Origin of the sequence: Salidesulfovibrio brasiliensis JCM 12178, assembly GCF_001311825.1 — a bacterium.
GTDB lineage: Bacteria > Desulfobacterota > Desulfovibrionia > Desulfovibrionales > Desulfovibrionaceae > Pseudodesulfovibrio > Pseudodesulfovibrio brasiliensis.
Map to the genome: position 1 here is coordinate 1 of NZ_BBCB01000064.1, position 19,605 is coordinate 19,605.

Sequence of the window (19,605 nt, forward strand, 5' to 3'; positions counted from 1 at the left end):
TGCGAACCCGCAAGGGGCTGGAATGGCTCGCCCCGTGCACCCTCGAGTGGAGCGGCCCCATCCTCTCGGCCACCCCGCTGGCCGACCACGCCCTCTCGCCGCTTGAGGAAATCGCCCGCCTGCACGCCTACATCGCCGTACCGCCGGAAACCAGCCTCGCCCCCGGAACCGACGTGCCTCTTCTGGCCCCCGCAAGCCTTCCGCCCCTGTAATCAACCTCTCGAATATGCACCGGAAAGCATCATTACTATGCCCGGAAAAGCATAATGGTTTACAATTTTGAAACACCCTAACCCGTTATAAAACGGGCGCTTTGGTTGCCCTTGGTGTCAAACCGTGAGTTAGTAGAAAGGCATTGGCATTGCCGATGGACACCCGTAGTTTTTTTACCACACCGAAAAATACATACGGGAGAAGCCTTCATGAGCGCACCGAAGAATACACATGAGCGTCTGTTTGCCGAAAAGGCCGAATTCATCCGTGGCCGCGACCACCTGCCCGGAGAGTTGATGGACCTGCTTGAACAGGTCGCCCGCCTTCAGGCCGACGCCCGCAAGACTGTGTCCGTGGCGCTGCCCGATGACGACGCGCTGGCCACTCCCGAAGAAAATCTCATGGGAAAGCCGCTGCTTGCCCGCAACGAATTTCCGTATGACGCCAAGAACGCAGACGCGCTCTTCCGGGATATTCTGGAGTTGCTCGGCACGCAGGACGGCCCCATGGCTTCGGCTGCGGCTGTTCTGGAAAAAGCATTGGACGAAGGCGAACTGGAAACCGAACAGGCGTATCGCAGCCTTCTCAATGATGATGGTGCGCTCTTTGAGGAGTGGGCCAAGCGGACCGCTGAAGCGCCGCGCGCGCTGGCCTTCCTGACCCGCTCCGCGCTGGAACCGAGCCTGACCGCCGTTTCCGAAACGCTGGCCGAACGCCTCGCCAGCCATGAGGGGGCACGGATGAGCGGAAGCTGCCCGATCTGCGGCAGCCTGCCCCTCATCTCCCGTCTTGAAGGCAAGCAGGGCTTCCGCTTCGCCACCTGCTCCCACTGTCGGCACGAGTACCGGGTGCGGCGCATCGCCTGCCTGTTGTGCGACGAAGGGGACCACGAAAAGCTGACCTTCTTTACTGTTAAGGAGGAACCAGGCTATCGTGTGGACGTTTGCAAGACGTGCGGCAACTACATGAAGACCATCGATTTCAGGGAAATGGACCGCAAGGTCCTGCCGATTCTCGACGATCTGGATTCCCTTTCCCTCGATTTCGTGGCACGGGAGAACGGTTACCAGCGGGCGACCCTGTCCGCATGGGGCTTTTAGTACCCCGAACGGAGAACACCATGCTCGACCAGACGCGCACCACATCCGCCTCCGGCCCGCGCCCGCTCACACGGGTGGACTTGCTGCTGGCCAATGAAGAGGCCGCGCGCGAGTACCTGCTCTCCTTCTGCTGGCCCGACGGCTCGCCCTACTGTCCACGCTGCGGGCACGAAAAGGTCTATAACCTTTCCAACGGCAAGCGGATGCGCTGCGCCTCCTGCAAGTACACGTTTCAGCCGTTCAGCGGCCGCTGGATCAACAACGGCGCGCTTTCCTGCTCGGACTGGCTGGCCCTGACCCGCATGTTCGAGCGCGAGGCCAGCGTCCACGAGATCACCGAGTCCCTCGGCCTGAGCTATAATACAGTATACAAGGCCCTGACCGCCATGCGCTTCGCCATTCTGGCCCACGCGCTGGACGCCAACCAGCTCATCAGCCCCGAGACCGGCCTTGACGGGTACCTCAAGGGCAACAGGCTCACCGGCGGTCCCAAGGACATGCGCATGGACACCATCCCGGTGTACGGCATCATCCAGCGCGGCAAGCTGGCCTTCATCGATCTGGTGCCGGGCTTTCAGGCGGAAACCGTGTTCCACTTCCATATGAACTTCCGCCTGAGCATGGTCCGCTCCGGCAACCTCGTCTACACCGACCGCTACAAGGACTACGACGGGCTGATCTTCTGCGGCAACGACACCCTGCCCTACCACGTGATCCGAAAGCAGGAGAAGCAGCCGCAACTAGATGAAACCAATAGCGAATTCTGGCAGTACGCCCAGTCCCGCTGCGCCGTTTCCGCGGTATCTCCTGCCAGCGGTTCCCCCTGTATCTCAAGGAACTGGAGTTCCGTTTCAACAATCGCGGCCGCCCGCTCTTCGAGACGCTGACCAGCTATCTCTGCGCCATTGTGCAGGAGCGTGGTCAAGAACAGTCTTTTTGATATTCCTCCCCCGCTGCTCCATTATGCGTATCAAGGAAAACCGTAGAGGTACGCATTATGAACACCCATCCCAACCGCAGACGTGACCGTCGCCGCGAAGCCGTTCCCGCCCCATTCGGCGGCCTCGGGTTCGATCTGGCAGGCGTGGCCGAGGCGTCCGCGAGCATGACCTTCCGGCGGATCATCCCCCCGTCCGGAACCGGATTCATGTCCGCACCGCCCCGCGAGCGCGCTGCCGGGCTGTACGGTTTCGCCCTTCTCACGGCACTGGGCCGCGAGATCAGGGGCAGGTGACGTTTCACGCACATCGTTAAGGAGGAAGGATGACCGTCAATCGAAGAAGGTTCCTGAAGCTCTCCGCCACCGCGGCCGCAATGACCGCTTTCGGAGGGCTGGGCTGTCAACACACCGCCCCGGCCGTGGACAGGGCTACCATGCTCAAGCCCGAGTGGACCAAACAAACCACCACAATTTGCTGCTACTGCGCCGTCGGCTGCGGCCTGATCGTCAACACCTCGCTGAAGACGAAAAAGGCCGTCAACGTCGAGGGCGACCCCGACCATCCGGTCAATGAAGGCTCGCTCTGCGCCAAGGGCGCGTCCATCTACCAGCTCGCCGAAAACGAACGCCGTCCGGAAGGCCCGCTCTACCGCGCGCCCTTCTCCAAGGAGTTCAAGCAGGTTTCCTGGAAGTGGGCCCTTGAGCAGATCGCCCATCGCGTCAAGAAATCCCGCGACGAAACCTTTGCCGTCAAGAACGACAAGGGACAGACCGTCAACCGCACCGAAGGGATTGCTTCCCTCGGATCGGCTGCGCTCGACAACGAGGAGTGCTGGGCTTTCCAGACCATGCTCCGCAGCCTCGGCCTGGTGTACATAGAGCACCAGGCGCGTATCTGACACAGCGCGACTGTTGCGGCTCTGGCAGAGTCGTTCGGACGCGGCGCGATGACCAACCACTGGACTGACATCAAGAACAGTGATTGCATTTTGATCATGGGCAGCAACGCTGCCGAAAACCACCCCATTTCCTTCAAGTGGGTCACCAAGGCGCAGGAACAGGGCGCAAAGCTCATCCATGTCGACCCCCGGTTCACCAGAACCTCGGCCAAGGCCGACATGTGGGCGGGCCTGCGTTCCGGATCGGACATCGCCGTTCTCGGCGGCCTTATCAAGTACATCCTCGACAACGAGCTGTACTTTGAGGAATACGTCCAAAACTACACCAACGCATCCTTCCTCGTGAACGAGGATTACGCCTTCGACAACGGCGTGTTCGCGGGCTACGACCCGAAAACCCGCACCTACGACAAGTCCTCGTGGGCGTTCCAGATGGAAGAAAACGGCGTCCCCAAACAGGACCCGACCATGCAGGACCCGAACTGCGTGCTGCAGCTCATGAAAAAGCACTATGAGCGCTACTCGCTGGAAAACGCCTCCAGAATGTCCGGCCTGTCCATCGACGAGCTCAAGGAGCTCTACTCCACCTATGCCGCCACCGGCACCGGGGACAAGGCAGGCACCATCATGTACGCCATGGGCTGGACCCAGCATACCGTGGGCGTGCAGAACATCCGCGCCATGGCCATGGTCCAGCTCCTGCTGGGCAACATCGGCGTGGCCGGCGGCGGCGTGAACGCGCTGCGCGGCGAATCCAACGTGCAGGGCTCCACAGACCACTGCCTGCTCTACCACATCCTGCCCGGCTACCTGAAGACACCGAAGTCGTGGCAGGACTCCCTTGCCGCCTACGACAAGGACTACACCCCGGTCTCCAACGACCCGGAATCCGCCAACTGGTGGAGCAACTACCCGAAGTATTCGGCGAGCCTGATCAAGTCCATGTGGCTGAACGACGATCCGGCCACCGCATACAACTACCTCCCGCGCCTCGACACCGGCGCGGCCAGCGAATACGCATGGCTGACCCTGTTCGACAAGATGGGCAAGGGCAAGTTCCAGGGCCTGTTCGCATGGGGCATGAACCCGGCCTGTTCCGGCGCCAACGCGGGCAAGAACCGCGAAGCCATGGCCAACCTTGACTGGCTGGTCAACGTGAACATCTTCCCCAACGAAACCGGATGGTTCTGGGAAGGTCCGGACATGAATCCCGAAACGATCAAGACCGAAGTCTTCTTCCTGCCCTGCGCAGTCTCCATCGAGAAGGAAGGCTCCGTCACCAACTCCGGCCGCTGGATGCAGTGGCGCTACAAGGGCCCTGAGCCGAAGAAGGGCACCATGCCCGACGGCGACATCATGTACGAGCTGATGAAGGAAATTCAGCACCTGTACGAAAAGGAAGGCGGCGCGTATCCCGAGCCGGTCACCCGACTCACCTGGGACGCCATCGCCACCGACGGCGTGTTCGACGCCCACAAGGTCGCCAAGCTGATCAACGGTTTCTTCACCAAGGATACCATGGTCAAGGGCAAGACCTTCAAGAAGGGGCAGCAGGTCCCGAGCTTCGCCTATCTGCAGGACGACGGCTCCACCTGCTCCGGCAACTGGCTGTACTGCAACTCCTACACGGACAAGGGCAACATGGCCGCCCGCCGCGACACCACCCAGACGCCCATGCAGGCCAACATCGGCCTCTTCCCCAACTGGAGCTGGTGCTGGCCCGTCAACCGCCGCGTGCTCTACAACCGCGCCTCGGTGGACCTCAAGGGACAGCCCTATGCCAAGAACAAGCCGGTCATCAAGTGGGACGGCACAAAGTGGGTCGGCGACGTGCCCGACGGCGGCTGGAAGCCCGGCACCAAGCATGCGTTCATCATGCGCAAGCACGGTTACGGACAGCTCTTCGGCCCCGGCCGCGCAGACGGTCCGCTGCCCGAATACTACGAGCCGCTGGAATGTCCGGTGAAGGAACACCCCTACTCCGGCCAGCTGCACAACCCCACGGCCATCGCCTTTGCCGAAGAGCAGAAGGCCGTGTGCGACCCGCGCTACCCGCTGGTGTGCTCCACCTACCGCGTGACCGAGCACTGGCAGACCGGCGTCATGACCAGAAACATCCCGTGGCTGGTGGAAACCGAGCCGCAGGTGTTCTGTGAAATGAGCCGGAACTGGCCAAGCTCAAGGGCATCAACAACGGCGACAAGGTTGTCATGGACAGCCTGCGCGGCTCCATCTGGGCCATCGCCATCGTTACCGCAAGGCTCAAGCCCTTCACCATCGACGGCAACACCGTCCATCAGGTCGGTCTGCCTGGCACTTTGGCTGGACGTGGCCCAAGAACGGCGGAGACTCCGCCAACCTGCTGACCCCGTCCGTCGGTGACCCGAACACCGGCATTCCCGAAACAAAGGCCTTCATGGTCAACGTACGCAAGGCGTAAGGAGGACGACATGAACGGAAAGAGCTTCTTTGTCGACCTGACTAAGTGCACGGCCTGCCGGGGTTGCCAGGTGGCCTGCAAGCAATGGAAGAAACTCCCGGCCGAAGAAACGGTCAATACCGGAACACACCAGAATCCGCCGGACCTGTCCTACAACACCATCCGGCTGGTACGCTTCAAGGAAGAAGTGGTGGACAAAAAAATCCGCTGGAACTTCTTCCCGGAACAGTGTCGCCACTGCGTGGACCCGCCGTGCGTGGGTTACTCCGAAGTCGAAGGATCCATGATCCACGACCCCGATACCGGAGCGGTTGTCTACACGGAACTGACGAAACAGGAGAATTACGAGGACATCCTCAGCTCCTGCCCGTACAACATCCCGCGCGTGGACCCGGAAACCGGCGTCATCAGCAAGTGCGACATGTGCATCGACCGCTTGCGCATCGGTCTGCGCCCGGCCTGCGTCACGTCCTGCCCCACCGGCACCATGAACTTTGGTGACCGCGAGGAAATGATGGATCTGGCTGAGAAAGCCCTCGCCACGGTGCAGAAGAAGTTCCCGGAAGCGGAACTGGTCGACCCATACGAAACCCGCGTCATCTACCTGACGGCCTACCCGGCTCAGGAGTACTACGAGTACCTGATGGCTGACGCGGCTCAAACGCCCCGCAAGGGACTGACCCGCAAGCAGCTCTTCGCCAAGCTCGGCGGAGCCGCTGCCCGCATGCGGAGTTAGGACACCTCCACCCAAGCGCCGCCGGGGGATACGGCCTCCCCCCGGCGGCCCGTTTGGGGCCGACAGGAGACACCATGAAACGACTCGCCCGGACCACCGCGCTCATCGCGACCCTCTGCCTGCTTTTCGCTGCCGCAGCACAGGCATCGGAGCCATTCCCCGACCTGAATATCTCAGGCACGCTCACGGCTGACGACAAGGCCTACCTCGGCCTTGCCCCGGAGACCGAGAGCTTTGCTCTCTCCGATCTCGAAGCGGACCTCATCTTCGTGGAAGTGTTCAGCATGTACTGCCCGGTCTGCCAGCGGGACGTCCCGGTCATCGAGGACCTCTACTACGCGGTGGAAGATCAAGGCTATCGGCCCGGGCTGGCACTGCTCGGCATAGGTGCTGGCAATTCGCAGTATGAAGTGGATTTCTACAAGAAAAAGTACGGCATCCGCATGCCGCTCTTTCCCGACGCAGACTACGTCAATCACAAGAAGGTCGGCAGCGTGGGAACACCCTTCTACCTCCTCCTGAAAAAGGAAGCGGACGGGACGCTCACAACGCTTTTCGTGCAGGAAGGCGGCGTGCAGGACAAGGACGCCTTCATCAAGAAAATCCTCAAACTTGCCGCAACGGCGGACTAACCATGCGCGTCACAACGCTTCTTCTCGCCCTGTTTCTGCTGCTCCCCTCCACCGCGCTGGCACTGGACACCTTCCCGGCAGAGGAAATGGAACCCGTCGACAGCAAGCTCAAGGTTGCAGTGGGTGACACCGCGCCGGACTTTGCGCTGACCTCCACGGAAGGGAAAACCGTCCGGCTCTCGGACTACCGTGGCCGAAACGTGCTTCTCTCCTTCGTGCCCGCCTCATGGACGCCGGTCTGCTCGGACCAGTGGCCCGGCTACAACATCGCCCTTGAACTCTTTGCCCAGTTCGACGCTGACGTCATCGGCATCAACGTGGACAACACGCCCACGCAATGGGCTTGGGAGCGGGCCATGGGCGGCCTCGACTTCCCGGTGCTCTCCGACTTCTGGCCCCATGGGGCAGTGGCAGACTCCTTCGGGGTGCTGCGGAGCGACGGCATGTCCGAACGAGCACTCTTCCTTATCGACAAACAGGGCGTGATCCGCTGGATTCACGTCAGCGACGTCAACACCCGGCCCGATCTGGCCATCATCGTCAAGGCACTCGAAGCCCTGCCCGAATAACTACTCGCCCCGTTCGCGGCGGGCAGTGACCTGCTCGCCCGCGATCCCCCAGTTATCCGTATCCACCTCGTCAATGATGACGAAGGTGGTCTTCGGGTTCTTGCCGAGAACATCGGCAAGCAGCTCGGTCACACCGGCAATGAGCCGCTGCTTCTGCTCCGGGGTCGCGCCTCTCGGGTAATGCGGATATTGACGAAGGGCATGGCTTCTCCTTCTGTCGCCTGAGCGACGTTTTTCGTCTGAATATTATGATAGTGTTCAATAATAATGGCACACAGACGACACTGTGGACAACCATGCAGGATGATCGAATGTTTTTCTACCTCCAAGGTTCGGTTTGCCGACGTTGCACCCCTTTGGGCTTGACAAGAAGAGGAAAGACTGATTGATCGATCAAAAAATTTTGGCGAAACGGGCATAAATGTGGCCGATTGGAACGATTTTACCAATGAGTCTTGGCTGGAATCATTGAAATTTTCTACTCGACTTGCGTTGGGGAATTGTTTCACAAAGTAATTTGCCACTGCATGGCTGGCATGCTATTTCGCCGAGTTGAGGCTTCGTGACGAGGCGCTTGTGAAATGCGAGCGTTTTTTTGTCATGGCTGGCGGTTATGCCGCACCTCCGTTTTCGCGCGTGGTTGGCGCGGAACGGACAAGGGAGGTAAAACGGCCCGGATGCCGGGCCTGGAGGATCATATGAGTGAGAAAACCGGCTGGAATTGGGAATCCGGCGAAAAGACCGTGCAGGATCTCTCCAAGACCAGCGAAGAAGTTCGCTGGCTTGAGGAATGGCACGCAAGCCCCGACGGCGAGAAGATCGCCTGTGTGGCCTGTACGGACGACGCCGAGTTCAGCTTCGTCGTGAACGGCGAGGTAATGGAAAACAGATTTGAAAAAGCCATCTGTCCGAAGTTCACACCGGACGGACGGCTCGCCGCACTCGTTTCGCTCGACATGGAGTGGACGGTGGCCGAGGACGGCAATGCCTGGGAAGAAACCTACGGGTTCCTCTGGGACATGCAGTTCGGCAACGGCTCCCTGAGTGTGGGCGTTCAGCAGGACATGCAGTACGGCATGGTCGTGAACGGCACCATCTGGGACGAGCTTTTCGAAAACGCAAACAGCTTCGCTCTGAGCCCCTGCGGAAAGCACTCCGCAGCCGCCGTGCAGGTGCAGGCGCTGGCACAGGCCGACATCTTCACCTTCCAGGACGGCGTGTTCTCGCTGGCCGTGGACGGCAAGGTATGGGACATGCGCGCCATGAACTTCTGGACCCCCGTGTTCAGCAATGAAGGTGGCCATGTGGCCTGTCAGGCGCGCAAGTCGCTCTACGACTACACCATCGCCGTGGACGGCAAGTTCTGGAGCAAGGACTTCGCCTGTGTCTGGGAGCCGAGCTTCAACCCCGCCGACGGCAGCGTTGTCGCGCCGGTTCGCATGAACGGCAAGTGGGGCATGGCCAAGGATGGGGAAATCCTCTGGCAGCCTCAGTTCACCCAGCTCTGGCAGCAGCAGTACTCTCAGGACGGCAAGACCCTCTGGGCCATCTGCTCCCCGAAATACGGCAAGTTCACCGTATGCCGCGACGCCAAACCGTGGGACTGCGGCTACCTGTCCGTGACCGACCTCTCGGTCAGCCCGGACGGCAACCGCGCCGCCGCTGTCGGCCGCACCCCGGACAAGGGCTACAACGTCATCGTGGACGGCACCGCATGGAACGGCCGCTACGACATGATCTGGAAGCCCATCTTCAGCGACAACGGCTCCAACGTGGCCGTGAAGGTCAAAAAGGGCGAGCGCTACAACGTCCTCGTGGACGGCAAGGCCTGCAAGGAAGACTTCGACATGGTCTTCGACCCCGTGTTCAGCCCTGACGGAACCTCGGTGCTCATCAAGGGCATCCAGGGCGGTGTCTACAAGCGCATCGTTGCTCCCGTCGCCGACTTCCGGAAGGAGGCATAAGCCATGTTCAACGAAATATACGAACTCGTGACCGGCCCGCTGGCCTGGATCGGCTGGGGCATATTCCTGCTCGGCTCCGTCTACAAGCTGGCCAGCCTCTGGAGTCTGGCCAAGAAGAAGGACACTTCTTCCATATACTACACCAAGGCGAAATTCGGCCTGCGGTCCATTGCCCAATGGTCCCTGCCCTTCGGCACCCTCGGTTGGAGGGAAACCCCTTCCGTGACCGTCGTGACCTTCGTCTTTCACATCTGTCTCATCCTGGTGCCCATCTTCCTTTCCGCACACGTCATCCTCTGGGAAGAATGGTTCGGCGTCAGCATTCCGGCCCTGCCCAATCACGTGGCGGACGTCATGACCCTGCTGGTCATCGCGGGCGGCACGTTCTTCGCCTGGCGGCGTTTCAGCGTTCCCGAGGTGGCCTTTGTCACCTCCGGACACGACTGGTTCGTGCTCGGCGTTGTCGTGGCCCCGTTCCTGACCGGTTTTCTGGCCTACCACCAGATCTTCAACTACGAGGTCATGATCGTGCTGCACGTGATTACAGGCATCGCATGGCTGGCCCTCATCCCATTCACCCGCCTGAGCCACATGCTGGTCTCCTGGTACTCCCGCGCCTACATCGGCTCCGAGTTCCAGGGCGTACGCCACTGCAAGGACTGGTAGAGGGAAAGGAGATTACGACATGAAGAAACCTGTTTTCGACAGAAAGATTGAAGATATCGGCCTTGAAACCGGTACGTCCCGGCTGACTCCCGAAAAGATTCAGGAGACCATCCAGAACGTGCTGGCCAGCGAGACCGGCGCAAAGCTCAAAGTCTACCACGACACCTGCGTGCGCTGCGGACTCTGCTCCAAGGCCTGCCACTACTACGTCTCTCACGACGGTGACCCGACCTACTCCCCCGTGGGCAAGGTCGTGCAGACCATGGCCGTCATGATCGACAAGAAAGGCAAGGTCGACGCGGACTTCATCTACCGCGCCGCCCAGATCGCCTACACCGAATGCAACCTCTGCAGACGCTGCATACACTACTGTCCGCTGGGCATCGACACCGGCTACATAATGTCCATGGTGCGCCGCATCTGCCACAAGCTCGGCGTGACGCCGCAGTACATTCAGGACACCGCGCACTCCCATTCCGCCACCATGAACCAGATGTGGGTCAAGGACGACGAATGGATCGACTCCCTGCTCTGGCAGGAAGAAGAAGCCCGCGACGAGTTCCCGGACATGCGCATCCCGCTGGACAAGGAAGGCGCGGACATCATGTACTCGGTCATCGCGCCCGAGCCCAAGTTCCGCACCCACCTGATCTATCAGGCAGGCGCCATCATGCACGAAGCCGGCGCGGACTGGACCATGCCCACCCTGCACGGCTGGGACAACTCGGACATGGCCATGTTCTCCGGCGACTTCGAAATCATGGGCCGCCTCAAGCGCGACCACTTCGAGCGCGCCCAGAAGCTCAAGGTCAACCGCATCGTCATGGGCGAATGCGGCCACGCCTTCCGCTCCGTCTACGATCAGGGCAACCGCTGGCTCGGCTGGGCAGATTACCCCGTTGAAGTCGTCCACTCCGTGGAATACTTCGCCGACCTGCTGCGTACCGGCAAGATCAAGATGGCCCAGAAGGTCAAGGGACCCATCACCATTCAGGACCCCTGCAACATCATCCGCGGACGCGGCCTGATGGAAGACCTGCGCTACGTGGCCCACGCCATCGCCGACGAGGTCATCGAAATGACGCCCAGCCTCGAGCACAACTACTGCTGTGCGGCAGGCGGCGGCGTCATCAACTGCGGCCCGCCGTTCAAGAACGTCCGCGTCAATGGCAACAAGGCCAAGGCAGACCAGCTCAGAAGGGTCAAGGAACAGGGCGTGGACCTTTGCCTCTGCCCCTGTCACAACTGCCACGGCGGACTGGAAGACATCATCCACTCCAACGAACTCGGCATAGACCTCAAGTTCATCGGCGACATCATCTACGCCAACATGGTCAAGACCAAGGCCGTGGAAGAATAAGGAGAACACGATAATGAAAAAGATCATCCCCGCACTGCTGGCCATGGTCCTCGTGCTCGTGTTCATGCTTCCCGCCTTTGGACAGGAAGACATCGTGGAGCTCAAGGACCCGGCCTTCACGGCCCCCAAGCGCCCCGCTGCCGTCTTCAAGCACGATGAGCACAACGAACTCGCCCAGATTGACGACTGCACCCCCTGCCACCACGAAGACGTGGACGAGGAAGGACAGTTCATCGAAGGCGATCCTGATTACAAGTGCGCCGACTGCCACACCGTGGAAAAAGGCAACGGCACCCCGCTGCAGCTCGCCTACCACAAGATGTGCATCGACTGTCACACAGAAAAGAAAGCCGGACCGGTCGCCTGTGGCCAGTGCCACGTGAAGTAACCGGACGAAAAACCGTCACCTCGCCGGAAGGCCGTCGCCACCGTGCGGCGGCCTTCCTTTTTGTATCCTCCCAAAAACATGTAACCTTTCTTCGCAACTTCCGCCGATGGCACGCCTGTTGCTTCGTTACAGCCAAACGTCAAGAAACGGAGGAAGCGACCATGCTGCACCAGAATGCCGTCACCCATGCGGCAACCCAGCCCCGGGACGGACAGCCGCCCACCATGCCCGTCACCACCGGACAGGCCGAACGAATTTTCCAGCTCCAGCAGGAACTCGATGAACTCTTCGCCGCCCGAGAAGACAAGACCATGGACATCGCCCAGCAGGAGCGCGTCGAATCAATCTTCAATGAAATCGATGCAATCTATCGAGGCCGTTGAAATTAGCGAGGTTAGGGAGAAAAAAGGGTCCGACGCCATGCGCCGAACCCTTTTTCGTGCCTCCGGCGGCTGAGAGGAAGGGGAAACCCCTCTTGCAAGAGGGGTTTCCCCTTCCTCTCAGACTCTCCATCCCCTTCCCCAGAAACCCTTGGATTGCCAAACCGCCGGACGAGTGTGGGCCAACCCTAATCTGTTTCCGCGGTTTGGCGGTTTGTTGGTGGACGGATTTGTGAGTGCCGGTGAGGGGAAGAATTATGAAGGGTCTGCTTCTCTTACTCTTTTGGTTCTGCTACATGGATAGAATTGCACATACTACCCATGGAGGACCACATGATTACGAAAGCTCTGGCACTGTTAGCCCTTGTCATGGGGGTGACGCTTCTCAGCACGCCCGCATTTTCCTGCACCCGATTCGTCTATTCCGCCGGCGATGAACAGGTCTTTACCGGCCGTTCCATGGACTGGCTCGAGGACCTGCACAGCGACATCTGGATATTCCCCAGAGGCATGGAGCGCGACGGCGGCGTCGGAGCCAATTCCATCAAATGGACCTCGAAGTACGGCAGCGTCATTACCTCCGGCTACAACGCAGCCTCTGCAGACGGCATGAATGAAAAAGGCCTTGTCGGGAACATGCTCTACCTTGCGGAGTCGAAGTACGGCTCGCTGCACGACAAGCCCGGCCTGTCGTTCGCCGCGTGGGTGCAATACGTTCTTGACAACTTCGCCACAGTGGATGAAGCGGTGCAGGCTCTTCGGCAGGAACCGTTCCGCATCGTTGCGACTACGCTCCCGAACGGCTCGGCACCGACCATACACCTCGCCATTTCCGACCCTACCGGCGACTCCGCAATCTTTGAGTATATTGACGGAAAGCTGACCATCCATCACGGCAAATCCTACACGGTGATGACCAATTCCCCCGTGTATGACGAGCAACTCGCTCTGGACAAATACTGGCAGCAGATCGGCGGTCTGACCATGCTGCCCGGCACCAACAGGGCCAGTGACCGCTACGTGCGCGCCAGCTACTACACCAAGGCGCTCCCCAAGTTCGAAGACAACCGCATGGCCGTTGCCGCAGCGTTCAGCGTCATCCGCAACGCCTCGGTGCCGCTTGGGATCACCGACCCGTCCAAGCCGAACATCTCCACAACCCTCTGGCGCACGGTGAGCGACCACAAGAACCGCGTATACTACTACGAGTCCGCCATCTCCCCGAACATCTTCTGGGTGGACCTCGGCAGCATTGATTTCAGCAAGACAACCCAGCCCATGAAGCTGGACCTCGACGGACACCCGATTCTTTCCGGGGATGTCTCAAACAGATTCAAGCCCGCCACCCCCTTCAAGTGGCTTGCTCCGGAATAAAGACGCACGCGAACATCCCAACGGTTTAAACGGGGGGGGACACGGCCTGTAGAAGAACACGTCACGCCATCCCTCTTCTTCCAGCCGCCGCAGGCAAAAAAACAGGCCGCCGGGAACCCCCGGCGGCCTGTGCATTGAACATGATCCGTCTTCTATTCCTGATCGACCCATCCCCGGACCTCCCAGGATTCATCCCGGGTGTCCCAGCGACCAAAGCCATCAAAGCTCTCGAAACGCTCTTCATCGCCGTACAGCCGCACGGAGAGCGGCGAGCCCAGCCGCAGGATGTTTCGCTGCGCCACAAGCAACGCCTCGTCGCCACCGACCGCTCCTTGCGCCGTGGCGCGCGTCTCGTCGCCAAGGCTGATGGGCGCGGGCTTGTCCACAAATCCCGTCAGGGCGTAGGCAAGCGCCAGCCCGAAGGTGAACGGACGAAGGACAGCGAAGAAGGTCGGCATGCGCATGGCGTGCTCCTAGCAGGATGATTTCAGGGCCGCCACAACCGTCTCCTGCTGCTCGGCCGTAAGGTACGGGTGCATGGGCAGGCTGAAGATTCGGGAGGCCACATCCTCGCAGACCGGCAGATCGCCCGGCTGATAGCCGAGGTTCTTGTAGGCGGTCTGCAGATGAAGCGGAATGGGATAGTAGATGACCGAGGGGATGTCCTTGGCCTTGAGCCGCCCCATGAGTTCCTCGCGGTGCTCGTTCGATTCGGCCAGCAGAGAATACTGCGCCCAGACCGAACGATATCCTTCGGGAACCGTCGGCGGGGTCACGCCCGGCACGTCGTGAAGAAGCTCGCCGTAGCGGGCCGCGACCTCGTCGCGCCTGTCCATCTCGCCCGGGAAGATGGCGAACTTGGCCAACAGCACTGCGGCCTGCATGGAGTCGAGGCGGCCGTTAATGCCGATGCGAACGTTGTCGTACTTGTCCTCCCCTGAGCCGTGTACTCGAATAGAACGCAGCAACGCGTCCATCTCGTCACTGTTGGCAAAGCACATGCCGCCGTCGCCGTAGCAGCCCAGCGGCTTGGCCGGGAAGAAGGATGTGCAGGCCACGTCACCGAAGCTGGTGGTGCGCTTGCCGTGGTAGGTGGCACCGAAGGACTGGGCTGCATCCACGATCAGGAACATGCCGTTGTTGTGAGCGCGTTGCTCGATACGGTCGTAATCTGCGGAAAGGCCGAAGAGGTCCACGGCGATGACACCCTTGCAGGTCAGCTTGCCCTTTTCCTTTACCTCCTCGATTTTGCGACGAAGATCCGCGGGATCGAGGTTGAAGGTCACGGGATCGATATCCACGAAGACCGGGGTGGCACCGAGCAGAGAGACGGTCTCGGCGGTTGCCATGAAGGTGAAGGGCGTGGTGAACACCGCATCCCCCGGCCCAACGCCGAGCGCCATGAGTGCCATGAGCAGGGCGTCGGTTCCCGAAGCGCAGCCCACCGCGTGTTTCGTCTCCGCGAAGGCGGCGAGCTTTTCCTCCAGCTCGGTGATTTCCGGTCCCATGACGTACTTGCCGTGTTCCAGCACCGCGTCAATGCCGCTCTTCACGGCGTCTTCCACCTCACGGTACTGCGACTTGAGATCGATAAAAGGTATGGACATTATGATGTATCCTCGCTTGTTATTTGTCCGGCCGGACCAGCTCGTAGATGCGCACGAAGGGAATGCCCTCGGCCACCAGCCGGAAGTATTTTCGAATCTGCGGGTTCTCGGGGTCATCGCGCAACAGCCGCACGAGCATGCTCTGGTAGGCACCGTCATCCAGCAGGAAAGGTTGCCCCATCAGGCCGTTGATGACCAGATTGGGCGTTCTGGTCAGCAGCTTCGGCGAATGCACATTCATGGGGTAGAAGTTGTCGTTGACCGTTTCCGGACCGAGAATGTCTATGTTCTTCATCAGGCTCTTCTGGCCCACGGGATTGGCGATCATGCCGTACTGAAGGTTGTAACGGATGTCCGAGGGCTTTGAACCGCGAATCGTGTATTCACGGGTCTCCCCCGTTTTGAGGTTCCAGTTGCCGAAGTGCGATATCCATTTGGAGAGCCGGACGTTTTTCCAGCACACCACGAAATACTGTGGGGCATCGACACCGAAGGAGGAATCTGAATCGCCAAAGGACTCAACCATGGCCTGCGCTCGGTAGCGGGCATGTCTTTGAACGGCTCGTACTTTTGTGACGTTGCATAGAAGAGCATCTGATTAGCCTTCTGGGGCGAATCCGTGCTCAGCGCGTAAGCCATGGGAAAAACGTCCGCCCCGGCGTGACGGCCGCCATCGATGGGCGGGCGAACGCCGGTGAAATACCAGGTTGCGTAGCCCCAGTCCCACCACGTCCAGATGGTGGCGTCCTCGGAAATCCTGTCCCGAAGCCCGAGCAGGGCCTCGGCGTGCGGACGGGTCAGCACAGGTGTGGGCGGCATGGCCTTGTATTCCAGATAGGCCGGAATGAGAATGGCCAGCCCGACTGCCGCCTGAAGAACCACCTGAAGCCGCTCACGGAGCCTGCCTTCCGGCAGCAGCGCATTGCCAACGGTGTTGACGGCGAGGCCGAAGAATACGGCGACAGCCCCGGTGCCGAACATGGCGAACCGGCTGCCGAGCGTCACGCTCATGATGCCGATGACCAGCATGGGCAGAAGCAGCACGGTTTCCGGGCGAAAGGCCACCACAATCAGGGCGCAGGCAAAACTTGCAATTGTTAGCCATGTGGCGGTGGACATTTTGGCAAAAGCCGTATTCCAGTCTATGCGGCCCGCTTCAACGATACTTGAGATCGTATTGGGAAAACGGGTTGCTTCCGCTGCGGCGCTACCGGGGTCTCCTGTAGGCGTATCCACAAGATAAACCAGTATCTTGCTGATCAACATTTGTGACGGAGACATGAGCGTGTTGGTCACGCCAAGGAGCAGGACTGCTGCGAAAAGCGCGGCCCACCACCACTTGCACAGGGCGCGAACATACTGGTTCTCATGGACTCCACGGGCCACCAATGCGACAAGTACCACTGCAAGAGCGATGGCTATGATGGAATCTGCGTAGGCGTCATAGCCAAAAACGCGACGAATGGTCAGGTACAGGTTGGAAAGCCCCATCCCAGGAAGTGCCGCCAGCAGAATGGCGGCCCATTCGAACAGGGCACGGGGGCGGCGATCGGGAATGCCGAGAACAACGATCAGCCCGCCCGCGATGACCACGAGCATGGCGTTGAGCATGGCGAGGTCCTGGTGCCACCAGCAGGCCATGCGGATGAAAAGACCGATGGCAAGCGCGCTCCAGGGAGACATGCGCGGCCGCATGGGCTCAGCGTCACTCGGAAGCCATGTGCGGCGGATGTGACCGCCCGCCCACCAAGCGAGCAGAAAGCCCACGGCAAGCGGCATAAGCAGAGTGAAAAGGTCGGTGTCGTAGTAGCCGAGCTTGCTGCGCTGATAAAAGCCGAGGCCCATGGCGCCCACGAGACCGGCCACGATGCCGCCGGTGCGCCCGCCTGCCAGCCAGCCCCAAAGGAAGCAGACAGGAGCGACCAGACTGGCAAAAAACGCCGGTCCCCAGAAGCCTATGTCGCCCAGTGGAATGCCAAGCACATTGTGAATGGCCTTGGTCAGCCAGGCCATATGTTCGGGGTCGCTGAACGTGACCGTCTTGCTGAGCGCCAGCCAGAGGTAGGAATCGTGTGTGGACAAAAGGATTTCGTCGCCCACCCGCAGCAGTTCATGGTCCCAGACGGTCCAGAGGCTGAGCCGGAGGGCCAGCGTCAGAAAGTAGGCGGCCAGACAGCCGACCGTGACCCACAAGGCGTCTTCGCGCCACGGACGGCGCCCGTCCATGGCTGCATCCACACGTTTTAACACGGTCATCATCATATCCTTCATCCCGAAATACTATTCATGAAATCGTAGCGCACATACGCAAGCCGGGAACCTACCTGAAAACCCCACACCCCGCAAACCGCGTCAATGCTCGGAAAACAGGCTGCCAAGACTCGCATCCAGCTCGAAACGGGCGGTCTCGCCCGAGACTTCCTGCTCACCCCGGACACTGAAGAGCGTCTCCATGATGTCGTCAGGATCGATCTCGGCCCAGCCCTCGGCCCGGACCTTGACCGGCGCGCCAAGGGAAAAATCGCGTATGGTCAGCCTGCTCCCATCCAGTTCGCCCATGAAGGCCATGTCCTCATAGGTTCGCCCCGCCAGCGTGATGGACTGGGTGCGAACATCCAGCCAGCCCACGGCCTTGCGATCCTTTCCTGAACGTCGCAACTCGCCTGAGGCCCGCACGATGCCGCGCAGGTCGTCGGAGAGCAGGTAGGTCAGGTTCAGATCGCCCTCGAAAGAGATGCCGCCGTGCTTGTCGAGCACGAGGAAACACTCGGAGCCGCCCGTGTCGAGACGCACGTTCCATTCGTTCAGCCCCACGCGGATGTCCGCATGGTTGAAGCGGAAGACGCCGGGCGAGTTCTCCAATCCGAGGGTGACGCCGTTCACACGGAACCCGGAAAGCCCGGCCCGCCTGACGGACTCCCACGACATCCGCACATGCGTTGCCTGCTCGTCCACGGAAATCAGCGCGCGGGTCCAAATATTCCGCCACGGCGTAAACACGGTGATGCCGATGCCCAGCCCGATGAAGGCGCACAGGAACCAGCCCAGCCCCTTGAGTTCGTAAATCTTTCGCTTCGGTGCCGTCATGTCTACCTCGTCAGCACCACGCGGGAGTGTGCCAGCCCCTTGCCGTGCGAGGACGCCCCCACCTCGAACAGCCGGGCCTGCAGGTTGGCCCTGTCGCGTACGTCGGTAAGAAACGCAGTCAGCTCGAAAAGCGGTATGCCGGGAAAGGAAACCTCCACCGCGCCGTCTTCCAGCTCGACCACCAGCGCCGGAGGCAGCTTGTCGAATCCGGCCATGACGGCCCGGACCGCCTCTTCGGGCGGCAGGTTCGACAGATCGCCCAACCCGGCCCGCAACACCTGTATCTCGTTGACCAGCCCCACAACGCGGGCATATTCGTCCCGACTCTTGGCGATAACCTTGCGCTCGGCGCGGGCCATGTAATCAAGCCCGGCCCAGGCGCTTATGAACAAGACAGCCACGGCCAGAAGCGTCATGCGGAAAAACCGCTTCTGCGCGGCCGGTTCCATGGATTCCCAGAAGTGCTTTCCGCGAGCCATATCAGCGCCTCCCCACTTCCAGCGTGAAACGCACCGCACCCTCGGCCTGAACGGAATCCGTCAAGGTGAAGGCGTAGGCGTCGTCCTCGGAAAGCCGCTCCAGAAAGGAGTTCAGCGCGCTGCGATCGGGGGCCATTTCGCCACGGACATACCCGCTCAGGCCCGAAAGGGTGATGTCATAAATACGCAGGCCGATGGTGTCGTTACGACTGAGCGCCGCCATGACGCGCAGAGGATCGAGGCCGATCTTGCGCTCCACCTGCAGCTTGCCCGCCTCGAACTGCAGCCGCCCGAAGCTCCGTGCCGATGTCCTCGCCCAGCACGGAAACGTACTGGTCGCGCAGGGCGTCGTTGATTCGGTCGGACTGGCCCAGCAGATGCCAAAGGCGTACGGACTGCCCGCCAACCATGAGCCCGCCAACAATAAACAGCCACGCGACATTTCTCATGAATCGCCTGCTGACCGCGGCCTGCCACGCCTGTTTTTTCCGGCCTGCTGCCGTACTGCTCATGTCTTCGTCACGCCTCCGGGTATGGCGGCTTCCCGCCTCGCTTCAAGCAACATAGTCCAAACCCCGCCGAATGAGCAAGGAAGCCCTTGTGTCCACGGGGAAAAACATTTGCCCCGCCGCCGTTGCGCCTGTTAGATAGCACTGATCATGTGCGGAATAGCCGGAATCCTCGACACCACCCGCTCCACAGAGCGCGACCACCTGCGCTCGGCCGTGGGACGCATGACGGACTGCCTCCGGCATCGCGGCCCGGACAGCC

General features: G+C 60.6%; 18 protein-coding genes and 4 pseudogenes. 14 read left to right on the forward strand and 8 right to left on the reverse strand.

Annotated elements, in window-relative coordinates; genetic code table 11:
• The 8 genes and pseudogenes from JCM12178_RS18760 to JCM12178_RS13105 all read left to right on the forward strand — a co-directional run.
• A pseudogene (locus tag JCM12178_RS18760) lies at nt 1-212 on the forward strand (hypothetical protein); the annotation flags it as partial.
• A 210-nt stretch (nt 213-422) separates the two neighbouring features.
• Nucleotides 423-1,313 carry a formate dehydrogenase accessory protein FdhE gene (locus tag JCM12178_RS13070; RefSeq protein ID WP_054651944.1) on the forward strand — a complete coding sequence of 297 codons (891 nt, stop codon included), beginning with the start codon at nt 423-425 and terminating at the stop codon, nt 1,311-1,313.
• A gap of 20 nt (nt 1,314-1,333) precedes the next feature.
• Nucleotides 1,334-2,253: pseudogene (locus JCM12178_RS13075) on the forward strand (transposase).
• A gap of 57 nt (nt 2,254-2,310) precedes the next feature.
• Complete coding sequence (locus JCM12178_RS13080) at nt 2,311-2,547, forward strand: hypothetical protein (protein WP_054651945.1); 237 nt, start codon at nt 2,311-2,313, stop codon at nt 2,545-2,547.
• A gap of 29 nt (nt 2,548-2,576) precedes the next feature.
• A pseudogene (gene fdnG / locus JCM12178_RS13090) lies at nt 2,577-5,592 on the forward strand (formate dehydrogenase-N subunit alpha).
• A 10-nt stretch (nt 5,593-5,602) separates the two neighbouring features.
• Nucleotides 5,603-6,328 carry a 4Fe-4S dicluster domain-containing protein gene (locus tag JCM12178_RS13095; RefSeq protein WP_054651947.1) on the forward strand — a complete coding sequence of 242 codons (726 nt, stop codon included), beginning with the start codon at nt 5,603-5,605 and terminating at the stop codon, nt 6,326-6,328.
• A 74-nt stretch (nt 6,329-6,402) separates the two neighbouring features.
• On the forward strand, nt 6,403-6,960 hold the full coding sequence (locus JCM12178_RS13100; protein ID WP_054651948.1) for a TlpA family protein disulfide reductase: 558 nt from the start codon (nt 6,403-6,405) through the stop codon (nt 6,958-6,960).
• A 2-nt stretch (nt 6,961-6,962) separates the two neighbouring features.
• Entirely contained in the window at nt 6,963-7,529 is a 567-nt protein-coding gene (locus JCM12178_RS13105; protein ID WP_054651949.1) for a peroxiredoxin, read from the forward strand.
• Here JCM12178_RS13105 and JCM12178_RS13110 read toward each other — a convergent pair.
• A pseudogene (locus JCM12178_RS13110) lies at nt 7,530-7,732 on the reverse strand (tautomerase family protein). It lies immediately after the preceding gene.
• 495 nt (nt 7,733-8,227) lie between these two features.
• Between JCM12178_RS13110 and tmcD the strand changes: the two are divergent.
• The 6 genes from tmcD (at nt 8,228) to JCM12178_RS13140 (ending at nt 13,661) form a co-directional block, all read left to right on the forward strand.
• The gene (tmcD, locus tag JCM12178_RS13115) at nt 8,228-9,493 is read left to right on the forward strand and encodes an electron transfer complex subunit TmcD (protein WP_054651950.1); all 1,266 of its coding nucleotides are present in this window, start codon (nt 8,228-8,230) and stop codon (nt 9,491-9,493) included.
• Between the two features lie 3 nt (nt 9,494-9,496).
• Nucleotides 9,497-10,159 (forward strand): TmcC family electron transfer complex membrane anchor subunit, encoded by a 663-nt coding sequence (tmcC, locus tag JCM12178_RS13120; protein WP_054651951.1) that lies wholly within the window; start codon nt 9,497-9,499, stop codon nt 10,157-10,159.
• Between the two features lie 19 nt (nt 10,160-10,178).
• On the forward strand, nt 10,179-11,519 hold the full coding sequence (tmcB, locus tag JCM12178_RS13125; protein WP_054651952.1) for an electron transfer complex ferredoxin TmcB: 1,341 nt from the start codon (nt 10,179-10,181) through the stop codon (nt 11,517-11,519).
• 13 nt (nt 11,520-11,532) lie between these two features.
• Nucleotides 11,533-11,907: an acidic tetraheme cytochrome c3 TmcA gene (gene tmcA, locus JCM12178_RS13130; RefSeq protein WP_054651953.1), complete on the forward strand. Its 375-nt coding sequence runs from the start codon at nt 11,533-11,535 to the stop codon at nt 11,905-11,907.
• A gap of 161 nt (nt 11,908-12,068) precedes the next feature.
• Nucleotides 12,069-12,290: a hypothetical protein gene (locus tag JCM12178_RS13135; RefSeq protein ID WP_054651954.1), complete on the forward strand. Its 222-nt coding sequence runs from the start codon at nt 12,069-12,071 to the stop codon at nt 12,288-12,290.
• Between the two features lie 330 nt (nt 12,291-12,620).
• Entirely contained in the window at nt 12,621-13,661 is a 1,041-nt protein-coding gene (locus JCM12178_RS13140; RefSeq protein ID WP_157054921.1) for a linear amide C-N hydrolase, read from the forward strand.
• Between the two features lie 152 nt (nt 13,662-13,813).
• Here JCM12178_RS13140 and JCM12178_RS13145 read toward each other — a convergent pair whose 3' ends face one another.
• The 7 genes from JCM12178_RS13145 to JCM12178_RS18410 form a co-directional block, all read right to left on the reverse strand.
• On the reverse strand, nt 13,814-14,125 hold the full coding sequence (locus JCM12178_RS13145; RefSeq protein ID WP_054651956.1) for a hypothetical protein: 312 nt from the start codon (nt 14,123-14,125) through the stop codon (nt 13,814-13,816).
• 9 nt (nt 14,126-14,134) lie between these two features.
• Nucleotides 14,135-15,268 carry a DegT/DnrJ/EryC1/StrS family aminotransferase gene (locus JCM12178_RS13150; RefSeq protein WP_054651957.1) on the reverse strand — a complete coding sequence of 378 codons (1,134 nt, stop codon included), beginning with the start codon at nt 15,266-15,268 and terminating at the stop codon, nt 14,135-14,137.
• Between the two features lie 19 nt (nt 15,269-15,287).
• Nucleotides 15,288-15,596, reverse strand: a complete 309-nt coding sequence (locus JCM12178_RS13155) for a hypothetical protein (RefSeq protein WP_054651958.1) — start codon at nt 15,594-15,596, stop codon at nt 15,288-15,290.
• Entirely contained in the window at nt 15,593-17,494 is a 1,902-nt protein-coding gene (locus tag JCM12178_RS13160) for an STT3 domain-containing protein (protein WP_157054922.1), read from the reverse strand. The genes JCM12178_RS13155 and JCM12178_RS13160 overlap by 4 nt, the downstream gene beginning before the upstream one ends.
• Before the next feature lie 126 nt (nt 17,495-17,620).
• Nucleotides 17,621-18,355, reverse strand: coding sequence for a hypothetical protein (locus JCM12178_RS13165; protein WP_054651960.1), 735 nt, complete (start codon nt 18,353-18,355; stop codon nt 17,621-17,623).
• A 2-nt stretch (nt 18,356-18,357) separates the two neighbouring features.
• Entirely contained in the window at nt 18,358-18,834 is a 477-nt protein-coding gene (locus tag JCM12178_RS13170; protein WP_054651961.1) for a type II secretion system protein GspM, read from the reverse strand.
• Nucleotide 18,835: 1 nt separating this feature from the next.
• Nucleotides 18,836-19,240, reverse strand: coding sequence for a hypothetical protein (locus JCM12178_RS18410; protein ID WP_157054923.1), 405 nt, complete (start codon nt 19,238-19,240; stop codon nt 18,836-18,838).
• Nucleotides 19,241-19,605 lie beyond the last annotated feature (365 nt).

Coding starts and splice junctions, on each gene's coding strand:
- JCM12178_RS13070 (WP_054651944.1), top strand. CDS start 423: ATGAGCGCACCGAAGAATACACATGAGCGTCTGTTTGCCGAAAAGGCC.
- JCM12178_RS13080 (WP_054651945.1), top strand. CDS start 2,311: ATGAACACCCATCCCAACCGCAGACGTGACCGTCGCCGCGAAGCCGTT.
- JCM12178_RS13095 (WP_054651947.1), top strand. CDS start 5,603: ATGAACGGAAAGAGCTTCTTTGTCGACCTGACTAAGTGCACGGCCTGC.
- JCM12178_RS13100 (WP_054651948.1), top strand. CDS start 6,403: ATGAAACGACTCGCCCGGACCACCGCGCTCATCGCGACCCTCTGCCTG.
- JCM12178_RS13105 (WP_054651949.1), top strand. CDS start 6,963: ATGCGCGTCACAACGCTTCTTCTCGCCCTGTTTCTGCTGCTCCCCTCC.
- tmcD (WP_054651950.1), top strand. CDS start 8,228: ATGAGTGAGAAAACCGGCTGGAATTGGGAATCCGGCGAAAAGACCGTG.
- tmcC (WP_054651951.1), top strand. CDS start 9,497: ATGTTCAACGAAATATACGAACTCGTGACCGGCCCGCTGGCCTGGATC.
- tmcB (WP_054651952.1), top strand. CDS start 10,179: ATGAAGAAACCTGTTTTCGACAGAAAGATTGAAGATATCGGCCTTGAA.
- tmcA (WP_054651953.1), top strand. CDS start 11,533: ATGAAAAAGATCATCCCCGCACTGCTGGCCATGGTCCTCGTGCTCGTG.
- JCM12178_RS13135 (WP_054651954.1), top strand. CDS start 12,069: ATGCTGCACCAGAATGCCGTCACCCATGCGGCAACCCAGCCCCGGGAC.
- JCM12178_RS13140 (WP_157054921.1), top strand. CDS start 12,621: ATGATTACGAAAGCTCTGGCACTGTTAGCCCTTGTCATGGGGGTGACG.
- JCM12178_RS13145 (WP_054651956.1), bottom strand. CDS start 14,125: ATGCGCATGCCGACCTTCTTCGCTGTCCTTCGTCCGTTCACCTTCGGG.
- JCM12178_RS13150 (WP_054651957.1), bottom strand. CDS start 15,268: ATGTCCATACCTTTTATCGATCTCAAGTCGCAGTACCGTGAGGTGGAA.
- JCM12178_RS13155 (WP_054651958.1), bottom strand. CDS start 15,596: ATGATCGCCAATCCCGTGGGCCAGAAGAGCCTGATGAAGAACATAGAC.
- JCM12178_RS13160 (WP_157054922.1), bottom strand. CDS start 17,494: ATGGACGGGCGCCGTCCGTGGCGCGAAGACGCCTTGTGGGTCACGGTC.
- JCM12178_RS13165 (WP_054651960.1), bottom strand. CDS start 18,355: ATGACGGCACCGAAGCGAAAGATTTACGAACTCAAGGGGCTGGGCTGG.
- JCM12178_RS13170 (WP_054651961.1), bottom strand. CDS start 18,834: ATGGCTCGCGGAAAGCACTTCTGGGAATCCATGGAACCGGCCGCGCAG.